The organism is Bradyrhizobium sp. PSBB068, assembly GCA_016839165.1.
GTDB lineage: Bacteria > Pseudomonadota > Alphaproteobacteria > Rhizobiales > Xanthobacteraceae > Bradyrhizobium.
Genome location: CP069300.1, coordinates 3,034,579 through 3,055,805, shown reverse-complemented (window position 1 = coordinate 3,055,805; position 21,227 = coordinate 3,034,579). Strand labels below are relative to the sequence as shown.

Below are 21,227 nucleotides of genomic sequence, written 5' to 3'. Positions count from 1 at the left end.
GTCAGTTGTCCGGCAAATCGAGCTGGATGTGAAGCATGTCCAGCCGCTTGGATGCAACATCGGATACAATCCCCGTCAACAGGCCCGGGCAGGCCCGTCCGTCGATGCTGCACCTTCCGACCGCCGGTTGGCAATTTTTTTCCCTTGATGATCCGGAGTTGACCGAATGAAGAAAATTCTGCTCGGCCTGATCGCCGTCGCAGTCATCGCGGCCGGTGGCTATTTCGGTTTCGACCTCTATGCCCAACGCCGGGTCACGCGCGACGTCGAGGCTGCCTTCGAGCAGATCCGTGCCGCCGGCGCCAAGGCGAGCCATGGCAAGATCGCCTTCGACACCAAGAGCCGTACCCTCACGATTTCGGACATCACCACTGAGTCGGGGACGCAATCTCCGGTCAGCGTCAAGATCGCCAGCCTCACGATGGCAGGCCTCGGTCAAACCGACGCGGCGCGGGTCTCCGCCAGCAACGTCGAATTCGGCGACGTCGAGATCGGGGTGACGAGCCCGACGCCCACGATCGCCTCCATAACCTACAAGGCGCCGCGGATCACGGTGAAGGACTATTCCGGTCCGGCCGGCTTGCCGCAGCTCCCCGCCTCGTCGTCGATCTTCGAACTGTACCGGTTTGGGTTCGCGCAGCTCGCGAGCATCAACGCCTCATCGGTCACCGCCCCCAGCCTGACTGGATCGATGGCGTTCAGTGCCGCCGCCCATGTCGGCGACGGTGCCGGTGGCACATTCGATTACTCCGGCCTTGCCATCGAAAATATGAAGGACGGAAAGATCGCGTCGAGCAAGACCGGCAAGGTGGCGTTCACGATCAACCAGACGGCCGCAGGCAAGCCGATCAAGATGACCGGCGAGCTCGCCAATATCGTCGCGACGGATATCGACGTCGGCGCGACGGCGGCGATCTTCGATCCGGCCAAGACCAACGACGACCGGGATTATCGGGTTCAGGGGCATGTTTCGGCGGGTCCCTATGTCATCACCGTGACGCCCGATGCCGTCACAGCCACGCGTGGCCTGAACATGCGGCTCGACGGCATCGCCATCGACGACGTCAGGATCAACCCGTCGCGGATGCAGCTGCCGGCGCTGCTGACGATGGTCCCGCCTCCCGGGAGCCCGCCGCCGTCTCCGGCCCAGGCGCGTGAACTGCTGGAGAAGGTCGCCAGCCTTTACTCGGGCGCCGCCATCGGAAATGCCGAGATGCATGGGCTCTCGGTCGAGACGCCGAAGGGCCCGCTCAAGCTGTCCTCGATGCGGTTCAACTTCGAACACGGCAAGATCGGTGAGCTCGCGGTCGAGGGACTTGACGGCAATGCGCCGAACGGCCCCTTCAAGGTCGGACGCTTCGCGCTGAAGGCGCTCGACGTCGCGAGCCTCATGCGGCTGTCGGCACAGTTCGCCGGGCAGAAACCGTCGCCTGAACAGGCGCTGGCGCTGTTTCCGCTGATCGAGGGCGTTGAGATCAAGGGTGTCACCTCGCCCTACAAGGCCACCGGCAAGCCGGTCAACATCGATGTGTTCAGCCTTGACTGGGGCCAGTTCGTCGGAACGATCCCCAGCAAGCTGAGGTTGGTCGCGAAGATGGCTGCACCGCTGGATGCAGCCGATCCGCAGCAGCAGGCGCTGGTCGCCGCCGGGATCGACAGAATGGCGGTCGATGCCGATCTCGGCGCCGCTTGGACCGAGACGTCACGCTCGTTCGCGCTCGAGCCGGTCAAGCTCGACATGGCGGGCCTGCTCAATGCGTCGGCGAGGGTGGCGCTCGACAACGTGTCGCGCGAGGCATTCTCGACCAGTGCAGCGGAATCCCTCGGCGCGGCCGCGCAGATCGAGACCGGCACGATCGAGCTTGTTGTCCACGACCTCGGCGTCATCGACCTCGCGGTCGCCCAGTTCGCCCGCACCCGGAACGTCGGCCGCGACGAGGCGCGCAAGGCCATCCTCGACAGCATCCAGGCGCAGGGCGATGCGATCGGCGTAGGCAATCCGGATGCGACAGCCCTCATCACCGCCATCAGCCAGTTCATCGAGACGCCGGGGCAGACGCTGGTCATCAAGCTGACCCCGCGCGCGAAGGCGCCGGCGCTTCAACTGATGCAGCTGCTCAACACCGATCCGCAATCGGCGCTGGCGCAATTCAAGATCGAGGCCTCGACGGGGCTGTAAGCCAAATATCGAAAAACAACCCCATGCAAAGGAGCCGGCGGCTACTGGTGTTCGGCCGCCAGCTGTCGATAGCGGCCGCCAGCTTGACACGTCGGGCAAATCGGAGATATATTTCTAATATTTCGAAATCGCGCAAGTACCGTCCGGCCCGCAAGCGACTGCTTGCGGGGCGAGGTGGCCACCTACCCCTTAGCCGGCGGGTTGGGCCGGATATGCAGCTCCTTCAGCTGCTTCGGCGTCGCCTCAGACGGCGCGCCCATCAGCAGGTCGACGTACTGCTGATTCATCGGGAACAACGAGATCTCGCGCAGATTGTTGGTGCCGCAGAGCAGCATCGTGATGCGCTCGATGCCGGCTGCCATGCCGCCATGCGGCGGGGCGCCGTACTGGAACGCGCGGTACATGCCGCCGAACCGGTCGATGACCTCCTGCTCGCCATAGCCCGCGATCTCGAACGCCTTCACCATCGCTTCCGGCTTGTGGTTGCGGATGCCGCCGGACGCCATCTCGTAGCCGTTGCAGGCGATGTCGTACTGGAACGCCTTGATCGTGAGCGGGTCCTGCGACTGCAGCGCCTCGAGGCCGCCCTGCGGCATCGAGAACGGGTTGTGCGAGAAGTCGACCTTCTTGTTCTCCTCGTCGTACTCGTACATCGGGAAGTCGACGATCCAGGCGAACTCGAACCGGTCCTTGTCGATCAGGTTCAGCTCCTCGCCGAGCTTGTTGCGTGCAAGGCCTGCGAACTTCCAGAACTTCTCCGGATCGCCGGCGACGAAGAACGCAGCGTCGCCTTCCTTCAGGCCGAGTTGGTCGCGGATCGCAGCGGTGCGCTCCGCTCCGATGTTGTTGGCGAGCGGGCCTGCGCCCTCGCCGCCCTCGCGCCACATGATGTAGCCGAGGCCGGGCTGGCCTTCGCCCTGCGCCCAGGAGTTCATGCGGTCGCAGAACGCCCGCGACCCGCCGCCCTTGCCCGGGATTCCCCAGACCTGGTTCTTCGGGTCTTCCAGCATCCGCGCGAACACCTTGAAGCCGGAGCCGCGGAAGTGCTCGGAGACCTCCTGCATCACGATGGGGTTGCGCAGGTCCGGCTTGTCGGAGCCGTATTTGCGCACCGCCTCGGCGAACGGAATCCGCGGCCAGTTTTTCGTGACCGGCTTGCCATTGGCGAATTCCTCGAACACGCCGGTGATGACGGGCTCCAGCGCCGCGAACACGTCGTCCTGGGTGACGAAGCTCATCTCGACGTCGAGCTGGTAGAACTCCGGCAGGCGGTCGGCGCGCGGGTCCTCGTCGCGGAAGCACGGCGCGATCTGGAAGTAACGGTCGAAGCCCGACATCATCAAGAGCTGCTTGTACTGCTGCGGCGCCTGCGGCAGCGCGTAGAACTTGCCGGGATGGATGCGCGAGGGCACCAGGAAGTCGCGCGCGCCTTCCGGCGAGGACGCCGACAGGATCGGGGTCTGGAATTCGAAGAAGCCCTGCCCCTTCATCCGCCTGCGGATAGAGTCGACGATCGCGCCGCGGGTCATGATGTTCTGGTGCAGCTTGTCACGACGCAGGTCGAGGAAGCGGTACTTCAGCCTGATGTCCTCGGGATATTCCTGCTCGCCGAACACCGGCAGCGGCAGCTCGGCCGCCGGGCCCAGCACCTCGATCTCCTTGATGTAGACCTCGACCGTGCCGGTCGGCAGTTCCGGATTGTCGGTGCCTTCGGGACGGCGGCGCACCCGGCCATCGATCCGCACCACCCATTCCGAGCGGAACTTCTCGACCTCGGCGAACGCCGGCGAGTCCGGATCGGCCACGCACTGGGTGATGCCGTAATGGTCGCGCAAATCGACGAACAGCACGCCGCCGTGGTCGCGGACACGATGGACCCAGCCTGACAGCCTGGCCGTCTGGTCGATATCGCTCTCACGGAGCGCGCCGCATGTGTGTGACCGGTAGCGATGCATTTTCGTTCCAAAACTGATGTCGGAGGGTCGAATCGCGACAGCGCCAAAATGCCCTGTCCGAAGTTGCGGAGGGTTTACCCGACGAGGCCGGGTGCGGCAACCAATGGAACGCGGCCGTTTCGGGCCAAACCGCAGATTTTCGGCACCGACGCAGCCAATCGTTTGCCTATTCGGCCTGCCGGCCTATCTTTGCGATATGACCGTCCATTTTCCGTTCCAGAACACCTATTCGGCGCTGCCGGCGAACTTTTTTGCCCGCGTCGCGCCGACCCCCGTGGCCGCCCCCCGGCTGATCAAGCTGAACCGGCCGCTGGCGGTCCAGCTCGGGCTGGATCCGGACCTGCTGGCAACACCTGAGGGCGCCGAAATCCTCGCCGGCAAGCGGCTGCCCGAGGGGGCCGACCCGATCGCCATGGCCTATGCCGGCCACCAGTTCGGGCACTTTGTTCCCCAGCTCGGCGACGGCCGCGCCATCCTGCTCGGCGAAGTCATCGACAAGGGCGGCCTCCGCCGCGACATCCAGCTCAAGGGAAGTGGCCCAACACCGTTCTCGCGCCGCGGCGATGGCCGCGCCGCGCTCGGTCCGGTCTTGCGCGAATACATCGTCAGCGAGGCGATGTTCGCCTTGGGCATCCCGACCACCCGCTCGCTCGCTGCCGTCGTCACCGGCGAGCCGGTGATGCGCGAGACCGCGCTGCCGGGTGCGGTGCTGACCCGGGTCGCCTCCAGCCACATCCGCGTCGGCACCTTCCAGTTCTTCGCTGCCCGCGGCGACACCGACGGCGTGCGCGCGCTCGCCGACCATGTCATCGCGAGGCACTACCCCGAGCTCAGGGATGCCGCCCGGCCCTATCACGCGCTGCTCGCCGGCGTCGTCGCGCGCCAGGCCGCACTGGTCGCGCGCTGGCTGCTGGTCGGCTTCATCCACGGCGTGATGAACACCGACAACACCTCGATATCCGGCGAGACCATCGACTACGGCCCCTGCGCCTTCCTCGACGCCTACAATCCGGCGCAGGTGTTCTCCTCGATCGACGAGATGGGCCGCTACGCCTACGCCAACCAGCCGCGCATCGCGCTGTGGAATCTGACCCGGCTCGCCGAGTGCCTGCTGCCGCTGTTCGACAGCGAGCAGGAGAAGGCGATCGAGCAGGCGCAGACGATCCTCGGCGAATTCCCCGAAAAATTCACCGCGGCCTATCAGGCCGGGCTGCGCGCCAAGGTCGGCCTGTTCACCGCGCAGGATGGTGACGAGGCGCTGATCCAGGACTTGCTGGACGCGATGGCCAAGAACGCGGCCGACTTCACCCTGACCTTCCGCCATCTCGGAAACGCCGCAGCCGATGACGCCGCCGACGTCCGCGCGCAGTTCACCGATCCCGCAGCGTTCGACGAATGGGCAAACCGCTGGCGCGCCCGCCTCGCGCTGGAGCCGCAGAGCGCAGCCGAGCGCAAGGCCGCGATGGCCGCCGTCAACCCGGCCTTCATCCCGCGCAACCACCGCATCGAGGCGGTGATTGCGGCTGCGGTGAACGCGGACGACTACGCGCCGTTCGAGGAATTGCTGACGGTGCTGGCGAAGCCGTACGAAGACCAGACGCAGTTCGCCGCCTACGCCGATCCGCCGCTGCCCGAGCAGATGGTGACGCAGACGTTCTGCGGGACGTAAGGCAAGATTGTCGCTTCGTAGGATGGGTAGAGCGCAGCGAAACCCATCATCTCTCCCGGAGCTGCGAAGTTGATGGGTTTCGCTTCGCTCTACCCATCCTACGCATCTCGCCCGTTGTAAGCGTTAACTCACTCTCCACCATGCCGGGAGGCTCGCGGCGGTAACCATAAGGCTTAACAGCGCGTCAACGCTCCCCCAACAAGTCTAAATGTTTCCAAATGGGGGAGAACGGCCCGTGGACGCATTTGCATTCGAATTTATGGGACTGGCGATGATCGCGCTGTGCCTCGTCGTGCTGGCGATGCCCGCAGCGCGCCGGCCGTCGAAGAACATGCGCTACGAGTGAGCTATCGCCATATCCACCGACGTGCCGGTCGTCCCGTCCGACATTTCTCTCGCCGTAGCCAGAAATCGCGCTCAGGCGTCACCAAATCGCGATATCCTTGCCCTGATGAGTCCTGACATCGGACGCAAGCCAGGGAATTGACGGCGCTTGAACGACACCGACATCCAGCATTCGACCACGACGCCCGCCGCCGCGCATTCGCCGCTCGAGGTCCTGCTGATCTTTCTCAAGCTCGGCGTCAGCTGCTTCGGCGGCCCGATCGCCCATATCGGCTATTTCCGCGACGAATTCGTCACCCGCCGGCGCTGGCTCGACGAGCAGGCCTATGCGGATCTAGTCGCGCTCTGCCAGTTCCTGCCCGGCCCGGCCAGCAGCCAGGTCGGCTTCTCGCTCGGCCTGATGCGCGCGGGATATTTGGGCGCGCTGGCCGCCTGGACCGGCTTCACGTTGCCGTCGGCGATTGCGCTGGTGCTGTTTGCCTATGGCGCCAGCGGATTGAGCGGGCCGGCCGGCGCCGGACTGGTGCATGGCCTCAAGCTGGTCGCAGTCGCGATCGTGGCCCAGGCCGTCTGGGGCATGGCGCGCTCGCTCTGCCCCGATCGTGAGCGCGCATCGATTGCGACGGTGGCGGCGCTGGTCATTCTCACCAGCGCCTCGTCGATCGCGCAGATCGGCGCCATCGTGCTCGGCGCCATCGCCGGCCTCTGGCTCTGCCGGGCGCAAACGGCCAATGGCGCCACCCATATTGCGATGCCGGTGTCACGCCGCGTTGGCCTCGGTGCGCTGATCCTGTTTATCGCCCTGCTGGTCGGACTGCCGCTCCTCGCCCGGACATGGCCCGGCCTCGGCCTGTTCGAGGCGTTCTACCGCTCGGGCGCGCTGGTGTTCGGCGGCGGCCATGTCGTGCTGCCGCTGCTGCGCGAAGCGGTGGTGACGCCGGGCTGGATCGGCGACGATGCGTTCCTCACCGGCTACGGCGCGGCGCAGGCCGTGCCGGGCCCACTGTTCACCTTCGCGGCCTATCTCGGCGCCGTGATCGGCGGCGTGCCCGGCGCTATCACGGGCCTCGTCGGCATCTTCGTGCCCGGAATTCTCGTCCTGCTTGCAGCGCTGCCGTTCTGGGATCAATTCCGCAGGCGGCCGGCGGCGCAGGCGATGATGCGCGGCGTCAACGCCGCGGTGGTCGGCATCCTCGGCGCCGCGCTCTACAATCCGGTGTGGACCAGCAGCGTCCACCGTCCGCTCGATTTCGGCATTGCGCTGGCCGGCTTCGTGCTGCTCACGGCCTGGCGGGCGCCGCCGCTCGTGGTGGTCGTCCTCAGCGCCGCCGCCGGCATCGCAACGGGGCTTCTGCAATCGTGAACGGCCGCGCCGGCCGCCTCGCCGGCCGGATTAAGAACGCCTTCATGCCTCGCCGCCATGATAACGGGCCTATGCCGAGCGTTGCCAAACAACCGGATCCGACCCGGGTTCCTGTGCTGGACCTGCTGCGGCTCGCTGCGGTCGGGGCCGTGATCCTTTACCATTACGGCTTCTGGGGCCCGGCGTCGCACGGCTTGCAGGAGGTGGCGATGCCGTATCTGGCCCCGATCGCGCAATACGGCTTCCTCGGCGTCCCCGTGTTCTTCGCGATCTCCGGCTTCGTCATCGCCTATTCGGCCGAGGGCCGCACCCCGGTCGGCTTCGCCATCGCGCGCTTCAGCCGCATTTATCCGACCTTCGTCATCTGCATGACGCTGACCTTCCTCGCGACGCTGCTCGCCGGCCACGCCTGGTTTCAGGTGACGTGGGGTCAATGGCTGGCGAATTTGTTCATCGCGGCGCCGATGCTCGGCCAGCCCTACATGGATGACGCCTATTGGTCGCTGGTGATCGAGGTCGTGTTCTACGCCTGGGTCGCGCTGTTGCTGGCCTGGGGCATCTTCCCGAGGCGGATCGACACCATCATTGTGGCGTGGATCGCCGTCACCTTCGCCAACGAATTGACGCTCGACATTCCGCTGTTCGAGAAGCTGTTCATGGCCGACGACAGCGGCTTCTTCGCTGTCGGCCTCCTGATTTACGAACACTACCGTGGACGGCGCGACAGCAGGCTCTACAGCCTTTTGACGCTGGCGATGGGAACGGCGACGTTCCAGGCCGTGCACAAGCTGGAGCGGCTCGGCGTCCACACCCGTGGCAGCTTCGATCCGCGCGTCGTGACGGTGATCTGCATCGTTTCGCTCGGCATCGTGTTCGCGGCCACCCGGGTCAAGTCCGTGCCGCTGCCAGGCGGGCTCGTCAGGGCCATCGGCGGCATCACCTATCCGCTCTACCTGCTGCATCTGCAGCTCGGCTACGTGATCCTGCTCCTGATCACACCAACGCCGAATGCACTCTCAACCACGTTCGTCGTGGCGTGCATGGTGCTGCTGGCGTGGTTCGTCTGGCGCTTCCTCGAACGTCCCGCGCATGATCGCGTCAGGGACCGACTCACGATGCTGGCCTCGCGATATGGATGGCCGTCGCGCGTTCGTGCGGGCGAAGCGCGGATCGATCAGGGCAACATCGCCACGCCGGTCGAGGCCGGGCGGATCGCCAATCGCTGAGTTGCCCAAGGGCGCAAGTCCGCACGGCAGCCTCCCTCGACATTCCGGGGCTCGCGAAGCGAGAGCCCGGAATCCATTCATCCTCGATTCGCGCGGCCCAATGGATTCCGGGCTCAGCCCTTCGGGCTGCCCCGGAATGACCGAAGGATGGAGGCGCGCCGCTATCACTGATTGCCCGGCGGCGCACATCAGCGGCGGTCCAGTCGTTGCCAAGGCAATTCTTCGCCGCTCAGCGCCGCGACCAGCGATTACCAGCCCACCCGGCGCAGAAGACTGCGTCGGCGCAGTCGGGAATGGTCTGCGAGAACCATCGGTCGACGTCCGGTGACGTCTGGGTCGTCGGCTCGTCGCGATAGCGCAGCTGGCCATAGGCGCCGCGCATCGCCATCGTCTGCTTCTCGATGGTCTGATGAGGGTACAAGGTTGCAGCCAGCCTGAGACAAAGCGCGTCGAGATCGCCCCCGTTGGTCGCGGCTGGAATGGCCGGCACGACGCTGCGGCATTGCGCGCGCCCCAGCACGTAGATGACCGGATTCCTCGTCCGCCAGCACAGGCAGAATTCCGCCGGCGCCGCCGGGTCGGCGAACTCCGCCGCCATCGCGGTCTCGAACATCCGTTTGAAGAAGCCGCTGCCGCGATAGGCGTCGCGGACTGCGGTGCCTGACAGATAGATCACCGGCGTGCCGCCAACGGCCAGACGCTGGATGATCATGTAGGCCACGCATGCACCGCCGTGGTGAAGCAGGACGATGCCGTGGTCGGGTTTGAACGGCGAGTGCTGCCGCGACCAGAATCTTCCTTCCGTCAGCCAGTTCGTATCGATGATGCTGTTGATGTCGTCGAGCACAGCGTCGCGACGATGCTCCGGGACATCCGAGGCGATTTGAAACAGCTCGCTGGTAACGGCCGCCGGCTGCGGGGCGATCACGGCAGCTCCTTGTTGCTTATTATTCCAGTTCGGTCGCCAATTTTCCGTCGAAGCTCTGCAGTCGTCACATCGACGAACAAATTCGGAATGTTGTCGGCGCGATGCAGCAACCATGCCGCGACAACCATGATCGCGATTCCGGCCGCACTCACCACGAGCTGTGCGATGACCGCGCCGCTGTATTGGGTCAAGACCCAATGGGCGGAGAACGACAGCAAGACCCCGAGGCAAAAGATCGGCAGCGAATGTTCGCCGCACAAGGTCAGTGGACGCAATGATCGGGATTTCAGCGGCGGCCAGTCCCGCGGAATCAGGTCATGGACGACGACGGCGAGCGCAAGGAAATGGGTCAAGCGCAACATATCGAGATCTGTCTTGTCGATCGGGTAGATGAACTTCATCATCCATCCCGGTATGAACGTCTCCAGCGCATGGAAATGCCAGGTCATCACGATCAGGAACGCAAAGATCAGCCAGGCAATCGCCACCGCCGCGACGATCCGCGACTTGATCAGCCTGAAAATCTGGGACAATGCGCCCACCCCGCACCACTGGCCGAAAACGAACAGCAACTGCCAGCAAAATGGATTGAAGTACCACGTTGTGCCCGGTGGATATGATGCGATGTTCCAATCGAACCATCGCGCCAGCACGTAGAGAACAATAGAAGCCAGCAAGGTGAGATTGGGGCGACGCACCAGTCCCCAGATGACCAGTGGGGACGCGAGCAGCAAGACAATGAACAATGGCAGCACGTCGAGATCCACGGGCTTGTATCGCAGGGTGAGTGCCTGTCCGATCAGGATATCCGGATGCTGAAGAAAATTGAAAACGTTGAACTCGTTTTCATACATCGGATTGTCGAGCCGTCGGGAGGTTCTCGCGACCTGGGCCGTAAAGATCAGGAACAACATGATATGCGCCGCGTAGATATGCGCGGCCCGCGTCCACAGCCGCTTCGCTGCAGACAGCAGGAAACCTGAAGCGATGATCGGGCCGTATATGAAACCGGCAAGGTAACCCGAGATGAAAACGAAAAACTCCGCAGCGTCACTGAAGCCGTAGTTGCGCAGCGTAATCCAGCCGATGGCTCCATCGTTGGGGATGTGATCCAGAAATATCATCCACAACCCGAGCCCTCTGAACAGGTCAAGCCGAACATCGCGTTCGATCGTTTCCTCGATCTGATGCGCGTGGTGGGGCTCCATCGGGACGATCCTCGCTAGGCTGTTTCTGAGATCGCGATAAGCTGCACCCGTCGGAGCCTTGATCGCGTCGGGCTGGAATGCGTTAGCCGACAGCAAATCCGGGTCGACGGGAGATGATCATAGACATGGCGTCCTCATCTTCAACTGTCATCGCCCGCGCATGCAGACGATCCAGTCACCGCGGCTTCTCGATTCCAGCACCGGCGTCCCTGGGATACTGGATCGCCCGGGCCGGTCTTCGCCAAGGCTTCGACGAAGTCAAGCGCCCCTGCGCGCCGAAGCTTTAGCGGAGGCGGCGAGCCGGGCCTGTGCGCAATTGCGCAAGGGAGCCAGGCCCCATCACCCCCAGTGCCCAAGACCGCACGAGGCCGGAGCCGCGAACGAACTTCGGTGGTTATGGGTCCCGGCTTCCGGCTGGAGGACGGGCGAATTCGCAGCTCGATCAGGCCGAAAACGCCCTCGAATCACGCCCAATCAATTCAAAAATGACCCGTCCCTCACCCCATGCAGGGCCAAAATCCCTGCAAGACCCTTGACATAGCTGCCCTTTCGGCAGAACGCGTGGGGTCAAGCCGTCATGGATAGTTCATGGATCTGATTAGCACGACCTCCGACCTCGCCGCCGCCTGTGATCGGCTCGCCCAGCACAAGGTCATTACCGTCGACACCGAATTCCTTCGGGAAACGACCTACTATCCCCTGCTCTGCGTCGTGCAGATGGCAAGCGCGGACGAAGCCGTCGTGGTCGACGCGCTGGCGCCCGGCATCGACCTCAAGCCGTTCTTCGAACTGATGTCGAACGAGGCCGTGCTGAAGGTGTTCCACGCCGCGCGGCAGGACATCGAAATCGTCTGGCACCTCTCCGGCACGATCCCGCATCCGATCTTCGACACCCAGGTCGCGGCCATGGTGCTCGGTTATGGCGACAGCATCGCCTACGACCAGCTGGTCGACCGCGTCACCGGCCACCGCCCCGACAAGACCCATCGCTTCACCGACTGGTCGCGCCGTCCGCTGAGCGAGGAGCAACTGCATTACGCCGTCTCCGACGTCACCCATCTGCGCGAAGTGTTCGCGGCGCTCGACGCCGACTTGCGCAAGCGCGACCGCAGCGACTGGGTCAGCGAGGAGATGGAGATCCTGACCTCGCCGAAGACCTACGACTTCCACCCCGAGCGCGCCTGGGAGCGGCTCAAGACCCGCGTGCGCAAGCCGCGCGAGCTCGCGGTGCTGATCGAGGTCGCAGCCTGGCGCGAGCAGGAGGCGCAGAGCCGCGACGTGCCGCGCTCGCGCGTGCTCAAGGACGATGCGGTCGGCGACATCGCCACCCATGCGCCGACCTCGCTGGAGAAGCTCGGTAACCTGCGCTCGCTGCCGAAGGGTTTCGAGCGCTCGAAATGGGGCGCCGACATCATCGCCGCCGTGCAGCGCGGGCTGGCCCGCGACCCGGCGACGCTCCCCAAGCTGGAAAAACCCAGAAACAATTCCAACGGGGCGGCGACCGTCGAGCTGTTGAAGGTGCTGCTCCGCATGACGTCGGAGCGCCACGGCGTCGCCAGCAAGGTGATCGCCACCGTCGACGACCTCGAGCAGATCGCGGCCAGCGATCAGGCCGAGGTCGGCGCCCTGCATGGCTGGCGGCGCGAATTGTTCGGCGAGGCGGCACTCAAGCTCAAGCACGGCCAGCTCGCGCTCGCGATCGACAAGGGCCGCGTGGTGCGGGTGGACCGGGGCTAGCGCGCCAGGTTCCATCCGACCGCCGGCCAGTGGCCGAACGCCTTGGGCCTGTCGTTCGACCGGCACAGGCTGAGGTTGCGTCAGGCAAAACCACCGCGCTTGCTAAGGCGCAATTTTCGTGTTGCAATCCCTTCACAATCGGATTGCTGCCGTTCGACTGTGCGTTTCACGACGTTTTATCCAAGGCTTCGAGAGGCAAAACTTCGGACTTGAAGACTTTGGATCTGAAGACCCGGAAATTGAACAGACAGCGGAAGGCCCGCTTGTGGCGTGGCACGTGGAAAACGTGGCCGCGTCTTTTTTATGTCTAGACTAGGAGAGAGACGATGCCGAAGGGTACCGTCAAATGGTTCAACCCGACCAAAGGCTACGGGTTCATCAAGCCGGCCGTCGGCGACAAGGATGTGTTCGTGCACATCTCGGCGGTCGAACGCGCAGGTCTCAGCACACTGAACGAGAACCAGACCGTCGAGTACGAGCTGGTGGAGAACCGCGGCAAGGCGTCGGCAGAGAACCTCAAGGTTCACTGAACGCGGCTTTCGGCGGAATTCGTCCTGATGCCTCCCCGGCCGCATCACCCGGGGGATTTTCCAGCGGCACGGGCAAACCCTAGGGCGCCGGCGCGATCAGCGCGCCGTCGGTTGCGATGCTGCCTTGCGTGCTGCAGCGATCGCCGTCGAGCTTGAGCCGCCCGCTCGCCAGCAGCCGCAGCGCTTCCGGATAGATGCGATGCTCGATGGTGATCACGCGTGCGGCGAGCGTCTCGGGCGTGTCGTCGTCAGCCACCATGACCGCGCCCTGCATCACGATCGGTCCGGCATCGGTCTCCGGAATCACGAAATGCACCGTCGCGCCGGACAGCTTGACCCCTGCACGCAGCGCCTGGCCGTGCGGATCGAGGCCGGGAAAACACGGCAGCAGCGAGGGATGGATGTTGAGCATCCGGCCGTACCAGTGCCGGGCGAAGTCGGCGGTGAACAGCCGCATGAAGCCGCCGAGGCAGATCAGCTCGACCTTGTTGTCGTCGAGCGCCTTTTGCAGCACCGCCTCGAAGCCGGCGCGATCCTTGCCGAACGGCTTGCTCGCGATGACGATGGTCGGAATGCCGCTCGCGGCAGCCTTTTCAAGCCCGGGCGCGTCGGCGCGGTTGGAGATCACGACCGCGATCTCGGCTGGAAAATCCACGGCCTTCGCAGCCTCGATCAGCGCGGCCATGTTGGAGCCGCGGCCGGAGATCAGGATGGCGACCCGGCGCTTCATCGCGAAAGATCGAGATGACCGTTATAGACCACCCGATCCTCACCCTTGGCCTCGATCACCTCGCCGAGCAGCGTCACGGTCTCGCCGCCGGCGGTGAAGGCTTCGGTCACCGCTTCGACCGCATCACGCCTGACGATCGCGATCATGCCGACGCCGCAGTTGAAGGTGCGCAGCAGTTCGAGCTCGGCGATGCCGCCCTGCTCGGCCAGCCATTTGAACACCGGCAGCACCGGCAGCCGCGCCAGGTCGATGCCGACCCCGAGATGCTTCGGCAGCACACGCGGGATGTTGTCGGTGAAGCCGCCGCCGGTGATGTGGGCGAGGCCCTTGACCGCACCGGTGTCGCGGATCGCGCGCAGGCAGGATTTCACATAAAGCTTGGTCGGCGTCAGCAGTGCCGCACCGAGCGTCATGACCGGTGCGAACGGCGCCGGCGCGTCATAGGCAACGCCGGATTGCTCGACGATCTTGCGCACCAGCGAGTAGCCGTTGGAATGCACGCCCGAGGACGCAAGGCCGATCACGGCGTCGCCGGCCGCGATATCGGCGGTCGGCAGCAAGGTGCCGCGTTCGGCCGCGCCGACCGCGAAGCCGCCGAGGTCGTAATCGCCATCCTTGTAGAGGCCGGGCATCTCGGCGGTCTCGCCGCCGATCAGCGCGCAGCCGGATTCGCGGCAGCCCTCGGCGATGCCCGCGACGATCTGCGCGGTGGCCTCCGGATGCAGCTTGCCGCAGGCGAAATAATCGAGGAAGAACAGGGGTTCCGCGCCCTGCACGACGAGGTCGTTGACCGACATCGCGACGAGGTCGATGCCGATGCCGCTATGGATGCCGGTCTCGATCGCGATCTTCAGCTTGGTGCCGACGCCATCGGTCGCTGCCACCAGGACAGGATCCTTGAAGCCCGCGGCCTTGAGGTCGAACAGCCCGCCGAATCCGCCGATCTCGGCGTCCGCGCCGGGTCGTGCGGTGGCCCGCACCATCGGCTTGATCAGATCGACCAGACGATTGCCGGCGTCGATATCGACACCCGAATCCGCGTAAGTGAGCCCGTTTTTGCGCTCGGTCATGCCCAATTCCAGATGATAAGGGGCTGGTTACGAGGAATTCCGCCCCCGCGCAATGGCTCGCGGCAATGCTGCCGCGATACTATGTAGATAACACAAGGCCGCAGCTGAAAAGAGCCGGATATCGAGTAAAATCAGGCTTATAGCCGGGAAACGATTCAAGTTGAGCATTCCAAACATCATTACCCTTGCCCGCATCATCCTGGTGCCGGTGATCGTCTGGGCCATCGTGTCCAGCCAGATGGAGATCGCATTTGCGCTCTTCGTGATCGCAGGCGTGTCGGACGCGGTCGACGGTTTCCTCGCCAAGCGCTTCAACATGACGAGCGAGCTCGGCGCCCTGCTCGACCCGCTCGCCGACAAGGCGCTGCTGGTGTCGATCTATGTCGCGCTCGGAATCTGGGGCGCAGTGCCACGCTGGATCGTGATTCTCGTGGTGTCGCGCGACATCATGATCGTCTCCGCCGTGATTGTGTCATGGTTGTTCGACAAGCCTGTCGAGATGAAGCCGCTGATGGTGTCGAAGCTGAACACGGTGGCACAGGTCGCGTTCGCGGCCCTGGTGCTGGCCTCGCTCGGCTTCGGCTTTCAGCCGCACCCCTACGACCTGATCCTGATGGGTCTGGTGACGATCTTTACTTTGGGTTCGGTGTCCCTCTATCTCGTGGAGTGGGTGCGGCACATGAGCACGATCGAGGCTCGGTAGGCACGATCCGGAAAAGTGGAAACCGGTTTTCCCGCGACAAACGCGAAGCGTTTGCGCAGGGATCATGCTAGAATGAAGTGGTTTGGAGACTTGCGTGGCCGGTAGCGTTCAACCTCGTCAATTGGCCTTGGCCCTGCCGCACGAGGAGAAGCTGACCCGCGACGATTTCCTCGAGGGGCCCGCCAACGAAGCCGCGCTGGCGCTGATCGACGGCTGGCCCGACTGGCCGAACCGAATCATGCTGCTGATCGGGCCCGACGGCTCCGGCAAAAGCCACCTCGCTGCGATCTGGGCCGAGAGCGCCGGCGCCCGCTCGACCGCCGCGCATGCGCTGACCGCTGAGGCGGTGCCCACGGCCCTTGCGACCGGCGCGCTGGTGATCGAGGATCTGCGGCCATCGGATTTCGACGAGCGCGCGATGTTTCACCTGATGAATCTGGCGCGCCAGGACGATGCTTTCGTTTTGATCACGGCGCGCGTCCCGCCGTCGGCATTCGAGATCGAGCTGCGCGATCTGAGGTCGCGGCTTCGCGCGGTGCCGACCGTGACGCTGCTGCCGCCCGACGACCAGCTGTTCCGCGGCCTGATCGTCAAATTCTGCGCCGATCGCCAGATGAGCGTGGACGAGCCGCTGGTCAGCTACCTGACCAGCCGGATCGAGCGCTCCTATGCCGCCGTCCGCCAGGCGGTCGAGTTGCTCGATACCGAGGCGCTGCGGCTCGGCCGGCCGGTCACGCGGGCGCTGGCGGCGGAGCTATTGCGGGACGCCTGAGCCGACCTGCGGCTTGACGGCGCGGGCTGGCGGAACATCAATGTCATCGAAACGTCATCGCAATATCACATGGTCTCTGCGGCCTTCGGCTAGACCGCTCCGGCCCCCTGCCCCGAATTGGACCAGCACTTGATGGACTCGGCACAAGCTCCTGAAATCAAAGAGAAAGAGGCGGAACTCCCGCCCGTCCCCGCGATCGCGACCAGCCCCGAGCGTTTCATCAACCGGGAGCTCTCCTGGCTGCACTTCAACCGCCGGGTGCTCGAGGAATCGGTCAACACGGGCCATCCCGTGCTGGAACGGGTCCGCTTCCTGTCGATTTCGGCGAACAACCTCGACGAGTTCTTCATGGTCCGCGTCGCCGGCATCAAGGCGCAGGTCCGCGAGGGCATCGCCGAGCGCAGCCCGGACGGGCTGCTGCCGGCCGAGCAGCTCGTGATGATCAACAAGACCGTGTCGCAGCTCGCCTCCGACCAGCAGGCGATCTGGAGCGACCTGCGGGATATCCTCTCCAAGGTCGGCATCCAGCTGGTCGATGGCCGCGACGTCACCAAGTCCGAACGCACCTGGATCGAGGATCACTTCCTCCACAACATCTTCCCGCTGCTGACCCCGCTGGCGATCGACCCGGCGCATCCGTTCCCGTTCATCCCGAATCTCGGCTTCACGGTCGCGCTGCAATTGTCGCGGATCTCCGACGGCAAGGCGATGAACGCGCTGATCCGCATGCCCGGCAAGATCGACCGCTTCATCCGCATCCCCTCCAACAAGGAAGGCGCGCCGGCGCGGCTGATCACGCTCGAACAGGCCACCGGCCTGTTCATCGGCCGCCTGTTCCCCGGCTACACCGTCAAGGGCCAGGGCGCGTTCCGCATCATCAGGGACTCCGAACTCGAAATCGAGGAAGAGGCCGAAGACCTCGTTCGCCTGTTCGAGACCGCACTCAAGCGGCGCCGGCGCGGATCGGTGATCCGGCTCGAGATCGAGGCCTCGATGCCCGAAGAGCTGCGCGTCTTCGTGCAGCACGCATTGTCGGCGGCGGACGATGAAGTGATCCTGGTCGACGGCGTGCTCGCGATGAACGAGCTGTCGCAGCTCACCCGCCTCAATCGCCCAGACCTCGAATTCCCGCCCTACGTGCCGCGCCACCCCGAGCGCGTGCGCGACCATGGCGGCGATATCTTCGCCGCCATCCGCCAGAAGGACCTCGTGGTCCACCACCCCTACGAATCCTTCGACGTCGTCGTCCAGTTCCTGCAACAGGCAGCGCGCGATCCCGACGTGGTCGCGATCAAGCAGACGCTGTATCGCACCTCGAACAACTCGCCGGTCGTGCGCGCGCTCGCCGATGCCGCCGAGGCCGGCAAGTCGGTGACCGCGCTGATCGAATTGAAGGCCCGCTTCGACGAGGAAGCCAATATCCGCTGGGCGCGCGATCTCGAACGCGCCGGCGTGCAGGTGGTCTACGGTTTCATCGAACTGAAGACGCACGCCAAGCTGTCGATGGTGGTGCGCCGCGAAGGCGGCAATCTCACGACCTATGTGCACACCGGCACCGGCAACTATCATCCGGTCACCGCACGCATCTACACCGACGTCTCCTACTTCACCTCGGATCCGATCATCGGCCGCGACGTCGCACGGGTGTTCAACTACATCACCGGCTATGCCGAGCCGAGCGACATCGAGAAGATGGCGGTGTCGCCGCTGACGCTGCGCAAGCGGATCATCGAGCACATCCGTGACGAGATCGCCCACGTCAAACACGGTCGTCCCGGCGCGGTCTGGATGAAGATGAATGCGCTGGTCGATCCCGACATCATCGACGCGCTGTACGAGGCCTCGCAGGCCGGCGTCTCGGTCGAGCTCGTGGTGCGCGGCATCTGCTGCCTGCGGCCCGGCCTGCCCGGATTGTCGGAGAATATCCGCGTGAAATCGGTGATCGGCCGGTTCCTGGAACACGGCCGAATCTACTGCTTCGGCATGGGTCAGGGCCTGCCGAGCACAAAAGCTGCTGTGTATATCTCGTCCGCCGACATGATGCCGCGCAACCTCGACCGCCGCGTCGAGGTTCTCTGTCCGCTGCAAAATCCCACGGTGCATCAGCAGGTTCTCGAACAGATCATGGTCGCGAACCTGAAGGACACCGAGCAAAGCTGGCAATTGTTGCCGGACGGATCGTCAACGCGTATGAAGGCCGCGAAAGGCGAAGAGCCTTTCAACCTGCATGACTATTTTATGACAAATCCGAGTCTGTCCGGCCGTGGTAAGTCTCTCAAGGAATCTTCACCGCGCCGTCTCACGCGTCGCAACGAACGTCAGCAGCCATCCTCTTAAGGGGGCCTACCGGTGAAGCGGCCGCGGAAGCGCGCTTCCAGCGTCGCTGTGATCGACATCGGCTCGAACTCGGTTCGTCTCGTGGTTTACGAGTCGATGGCGCGCAGCCTCATCACCATCTTCAACGAGAAGGCGCTGTGCGGGCTCGGGCGCGAGGTGCAGAGCACCGGCCTGCTCGCGACCGATGCGGTCAACAAGGCGCTGACCGCGCTGCGCCGGTTCCGCGCGCTGTGCCGGATCCAGCAGGTCGGCCGCGTCTACGCGATCGCGACCGCGGCCTGCCGCGACGCCAAGAACGGTCCGGATTTCATCGCCCAGGCCGAGCGCATTTGCGGCGCTAAGATCGAGATTCTCACCGGACCGCGTGAAGCGAAGCTGTCTGCGCTCGGCGTCGTCTCGGGCGTGCACAATCCGAACGGCATCGTCGGCGATCTCGGCGGTGGCTCGCTCGAACTGATCGACGTCAAGGGCAGCCGCGTGCGCAGCGGCGTGACGCTGCCGCTCGGCAGCCTCGCGCTGCAGGACCTCTCGAACAAGTCGCTCAAGCGTGCCGAACGCATCGTCAAGAACGAGCTGCTCGGCGTCGCCCAGCTCAAGACCGGCCGCGGCCGCACCTTCTACGCGGTCGGCGGCACCTGGCGTGCGCTGGCGCGCATCCACATCATCCAGAGCGGCTACCCGCTCAAGGTGATGCACGGCTATTCGATCCCGGCCGCGGACGCGCTCGACTTCGCGCAGCGGCTGCGGCGGCTGGCAGCCACCAACATGCTCGCCAACATCGAATCGATCGCCGATGCGCGGCGGCCGCTATTGGCCTACGCCGCGCTCGTGCTCGAATACATCATCCGCGTGGCCCAGCCGAAGACCATCGTGTTCTCGACCTTCGGCGTGCGCGAAGGCCTGCTCTACGAGATGCTGCCGCCGGCCGAGCGGGTCAAGGACGGCCTCGCCTGCGCTGCACAGAACCTCAACGAATTGCTGTCGCGCTCCGCCCGCCATGCCCAGGAGCTGACCGCCTGGACCGACCGCCTGGTGCGCGTCGTCAGGCTGCGCGAGACCGAGGAAGACCGCAGGCTGCGGCACGTCGCCTGCCTGCTCTCGGATATCGGCTGGCGGGTGCATCCGGATCATCGCGGCGAGGAAACCCTCAGCCTGATCATGAACGGCAATTTCGGCTCGATCACGCATCAGGGCCGCGCCTTCGTCGCGCTGTCGGTGTTCTATCGCTACGCCGGCCTCAGCGAGGAGAACGAACCGCCGCCGCAGATCCGCGCGCTGGTGACGCCCGCAATGGACGAGCGCGCGCGCGTGCTCGGCGCTGCGTTCCGCGTCGCGCATCTGATCACGGCGGCACGCACCGGCGTGCTGCCGCTGACCCATTTCCGCACCCAGGGCCGCAAGCTGATGCTGGTGTTCGAACATCGGATGGTGGATCTGGTCGCCGACCGGGTCGGCAGCCGCTTCAGGCAGTTGGCCCGGCTGGTCGGCCGCGTCGGCTCGATCGTGCGGCGTTAGAGCATGATCCGGAAAAGTGCGAAGCGGTTTTTCGAAAAGATCATGCTCAAACAAAGAGCTGAAGCGCGATGACGATTCGACCCAATCTCATCGCGCTTTAGGAAGAATCACGCCGCCTTGGCGGCGTGCTTGGCCTTGCGGAGCGCGTGACGGCGCCAGAGCGATCCGACGACCAGCACCACGACGATGCCGAGCACCGCGAGCGTGATCTCGCCGCCATTGCCGCCATGCGCGAATTGCGGCGACATCCCGATCGACGTCAGCCAGGAATCGAGTTTGGCGCCGAGCGATCCGGCGAACAGCGCATCGAGCTTCGGATGCACGGCCGGATCGGTCGCGATGACGTCGCCCGCGATCCAGCCGAGCAGCGCGGCGCCGGCCCAGACCAGGACCGGCAGCTTGGTGAGCAGCGCCATGATCAGCGCCGCACCGGCAACGATCAGGGGAACGCTGATCGCGAGCCCAAGCACCAGCAGCGGCACGCTGCCATTGGCGGCCGCGGCCACCGCGATCACATTGTCGAGGCTCATCACGATGTCGGCGACGACGACGATCTGCACCGCGGCCCACAGATGCGAGGCCGTCTGCACGCCGTCCTCGTCCTCCTGCTCCGGCACCAGCAGCTTGGCGGCGATCACGATCAGCGCCAGTCCGCCGACCAGCTTCAGGTAGGGCAGCTCCATCAGGCTGGCGACGATGCCGGTGAAGATGACGCGCAGCAGCACTGCCGCGGCGGCGCCGAGAATCATGCCCCACAGGCGCTGGCGCGGCGCCAGCCCGCGGCAGGCGAGCGCGATCACGAGCGCGTTGTCGCCCGACAGCAGGACGTTGATCCAGATGATCTTGCCGACGGCGACCCAGAAGGTCGGTGTCGCCATCTCGTTCTTGAATTGGGTGAAGAACGCGCCGATGTACGCCGGATCAAAGATCTGCCACAGCCAGTCCACAGCGCGTCCTATT

16 protein-coding genes are annotated in these 21,227 nt (G+C 64.8%); 10 read left to right on the top strand and 6 right to left on the bottom strand.

Annotated features, from left to right (window positions below; genetic code table 11):
• The first annotated feature begins 166 nt into the window (after positions 1 to 166).
• A complete protein-coding gene (locus tag JQ507_14045) occupies positions 167 to 2,179 on the top strand; it encodes a hypothetical protein (GenBank protein ID QRI72516.1) in 2,013 nt (670 codons plus the stop codon).
• A gap of 182 nt (positions 2,180 to 2,361) precedes the next feature.
• On the opposite strand, the gene aspS is transcribed toward JQ507_14045, so the two are convergent.
• Positions 2,362 to 4,134, bottom strand: coding sequence for an aspartate--tRNA ligase (gene aspS / locus JQ507_14040; protein QRI72515.1), 1,773 nt, complete (start codon positions 4,132 to 4,134; stop codon positions 2,362 to 2,364).
• A gap of 196 nt (positions 4,135 to 4,330) precedes the next feature.
• Between aspS and JQ507_14035 the strand changes: the two genes are divergently transcribed.
• The 3 genes from JQ507_14035 to JQ507_14025 all read left to right on the top strand — a co-directional run bounded on the left by JQ507_14035 (position 4,331) and on the right by JQ507_14025 (position 8,737).
• Positions 4,331 to 5,803: a YdiU family protein gene (locus JQ507_14035; GenBank protein ID QRI72514.1), complete on the top strand. Its 1,473-nt coding sequence runs from the start codon at positions 4,331 to 4,333 to the stop codon at positions 5,801 to 5,803.
• Positions 5,804 to 6,296: 493 nt separating this feature from the next.
• The gene (gene chrA / locus JQ507_14030; protein ID QRI72513.1) at positions 6,297 to 7,511 is read left to right on the top strand and encodes a chromate efflux transporter; all 1,215 of its coding nucleotides are present in this window, start codon (positions 6,297 to 6,299) and stop codon (positions 7,509 to 7,511) included.
• Between the two features lie 71 nt (positions 7,512 to 7,582).
• Positions 7,583 to 8,737: an acyltransferase gene (locus tag JQ507_14025; protein QRI72512.1), complete on the top strand. Its 1,155-nt coding sequence runs from the start codon at positions 7,583 to 7,585 to the stop codon at positions 8,735 to 8,737.
• Between the two features lie 229 nt (positions 8,738 to 8,966).
• Here JQ507_14025 and JQ507_14020 read toward each other — a convergent pair whose 3' ends face one another.
• Positions 8,967 to 9,584, bottom strand: a complete 618-nt coding sequence (locus JQ507_14020; protein ID QRI72511.1) for a hypothetical protein — start codon at positions 9,582 to 9,584, stop codon at positions 8,967 to 8,969.
• Between the two features lie 77 nt (positions 9,585 to 9,661).
• Positions 9,662 to 10,873, bottom strand: a complete 1,212-nt coding sequence (locus JQ507_14015; protein ID QRI72510.1) for an OpgC domain-containing protein — start codon at positions 10,871 to 10,873, stop codon at positions 9,662 to 9,664.
• Between the two features lie 588 nt (positions 10,874 to 11,461).
• Here JQ507_14015 and rnd point away from each other — a divergent pair.
• On the top strand, positions 11,462 to 12,610 hold the full coding sequence (gene rnd / locus JQ507_14010; protein ID QRI72509.1) for a ribonuclease D: 1,149 nt from the start codon (positions 11,462 to 11,464) through the stop codon (positions 12,608 to 12,610).
• A gap of 326 nt (positions 12,611 to 12,936) precedes the next feature.
• The gene (locus JQ507_14005; GenBank protein ID QRI72508.1) at positions 12,937 to 13,140 is read left to right on the top strand and encodes a cold-shock protein; all 204 of its coding nucleotides are present in this window, start codon (positions 12,937 to 12,939) and stop codon (positions 13,138 to 13,140) included.
• Positions 13,141 to 13,219: 79 nt separating this feature from the next.
• Here JQ507_14005 and JQ507_14000 read toward each other — a convergent pair whose 3' ends face one another.
• Both JQ507_14000 and JQ507_13995 read right to left on the bottom strand, forming a co-directional pair.
• Positions 13,220 to 13,870 carry a phosphoribosylglycinamide formyltransferase gene (locus JQ507_14000; GenBank protein ID QRI72507.1) on the bottom strand — a complete coding sequence of 217 codons (651 nt, stop codon included), beginning with the start codon at positions 13,868 to 13,870 and terminating at the stop codon, positions 13,220 to 13,222.
• Positions 13,867 to 14,940 (bottom strand): phosphoribosylformylglycinamidine cyclo-ligase, encoded by a 1,074-nt coding sequence (locus JQ507_13995; protein QRI72506.1) that lies wholly within the window; start codon positions 14,938 to 14,940, stop codon positions 13,867 to 13,869. The genes JQ507_14000 and JQ507_13995 overlap by 4 nt, the downstream gene beginning before the upstream one ends.
• 160 nt (positions 14,941 to 15,100) lie before the next feature.
• On the opposite strand from JQ507_13995, the gene JQ507_13990 reads away from it, so the two are divergent.
• The 4 genes from JQ507_13990 (at position 15,101) to ppx (ending at position 20,267) form a co-directional block, all read left to right on the top strand.
• Positions 15,101 to 15,643: a CDP-alcohol phosphatidyltransferase family protein gene (locus tag JQ507_13990; GenBank protein QRI72505.1), complete on the top strand. Its 543-nt coding sequence runs from the start codon at positions 15,101 to 15,103 to the stop codon at positions 15,641 to 15,643.
• A gap of 94 nt (positions 15,644 to 15,737) precedes the next feature.
• Positions 15,738 to 16,415: a chromosomal replication initiator DnaA gene (locus JQ507_13985; GenBank protein ID QRI72504.1), complete on the top strand. Its 678-nt coding sequence runs from the start codon at positions 15,738 to 15,740 to the stop codon at positions 16,413 to 16,415.
• A 132-nt stretch (positions 16,416 to 16,547) separates the two neighbouring features.
• Positions 16,548 to 18,752 carry an RNA degradosome polyphosphate kinase gene (locus JQ507_13980; GenBank protein QRI72503.1) on the top strand — a complete coding sequence of 735 codons (2,205 nt, stop codon included), beginning with the start codon at positions 16,548 to 16,550 and terminating at the stop codon, positions 18,750 to 18,752.
• A 12-nt stretch (positions 18,753 to 18,764) separates the two neighbouring features.
• Positions 18,765 to 20,267 carry an exopolyphosphatase gene (gene ppx / locus JQ507_13975; GenBank protein QRI72502.1) on the top strand — a complete coding sequence of 501 codons (1,503 nt, stop codon included), beginning with the start codon at positions 18,765 to 18,767 and terminating at the stop codon, positions 20,265 to 20,267.
• A 107-nt stretch (positions 20,268 to 20,374) separates the two neighbouring features.
• On the opposite strand, the gene JQ507_13970 is transcribed toward ppx, so the two are convergent.
• Positions 20,375 to 21,214, bottom strand: coding sequence for a TerC family protein (locus JQ507_13970; GenBank protein QRI72501.1), 840 nt, complete (start codon positions 21,212 to 21,214; stop codon positions 20,375 to 20,377).
• Between the last annotated feature and the right edge of the window lie 13 nt (positions 21,215 to 21,227).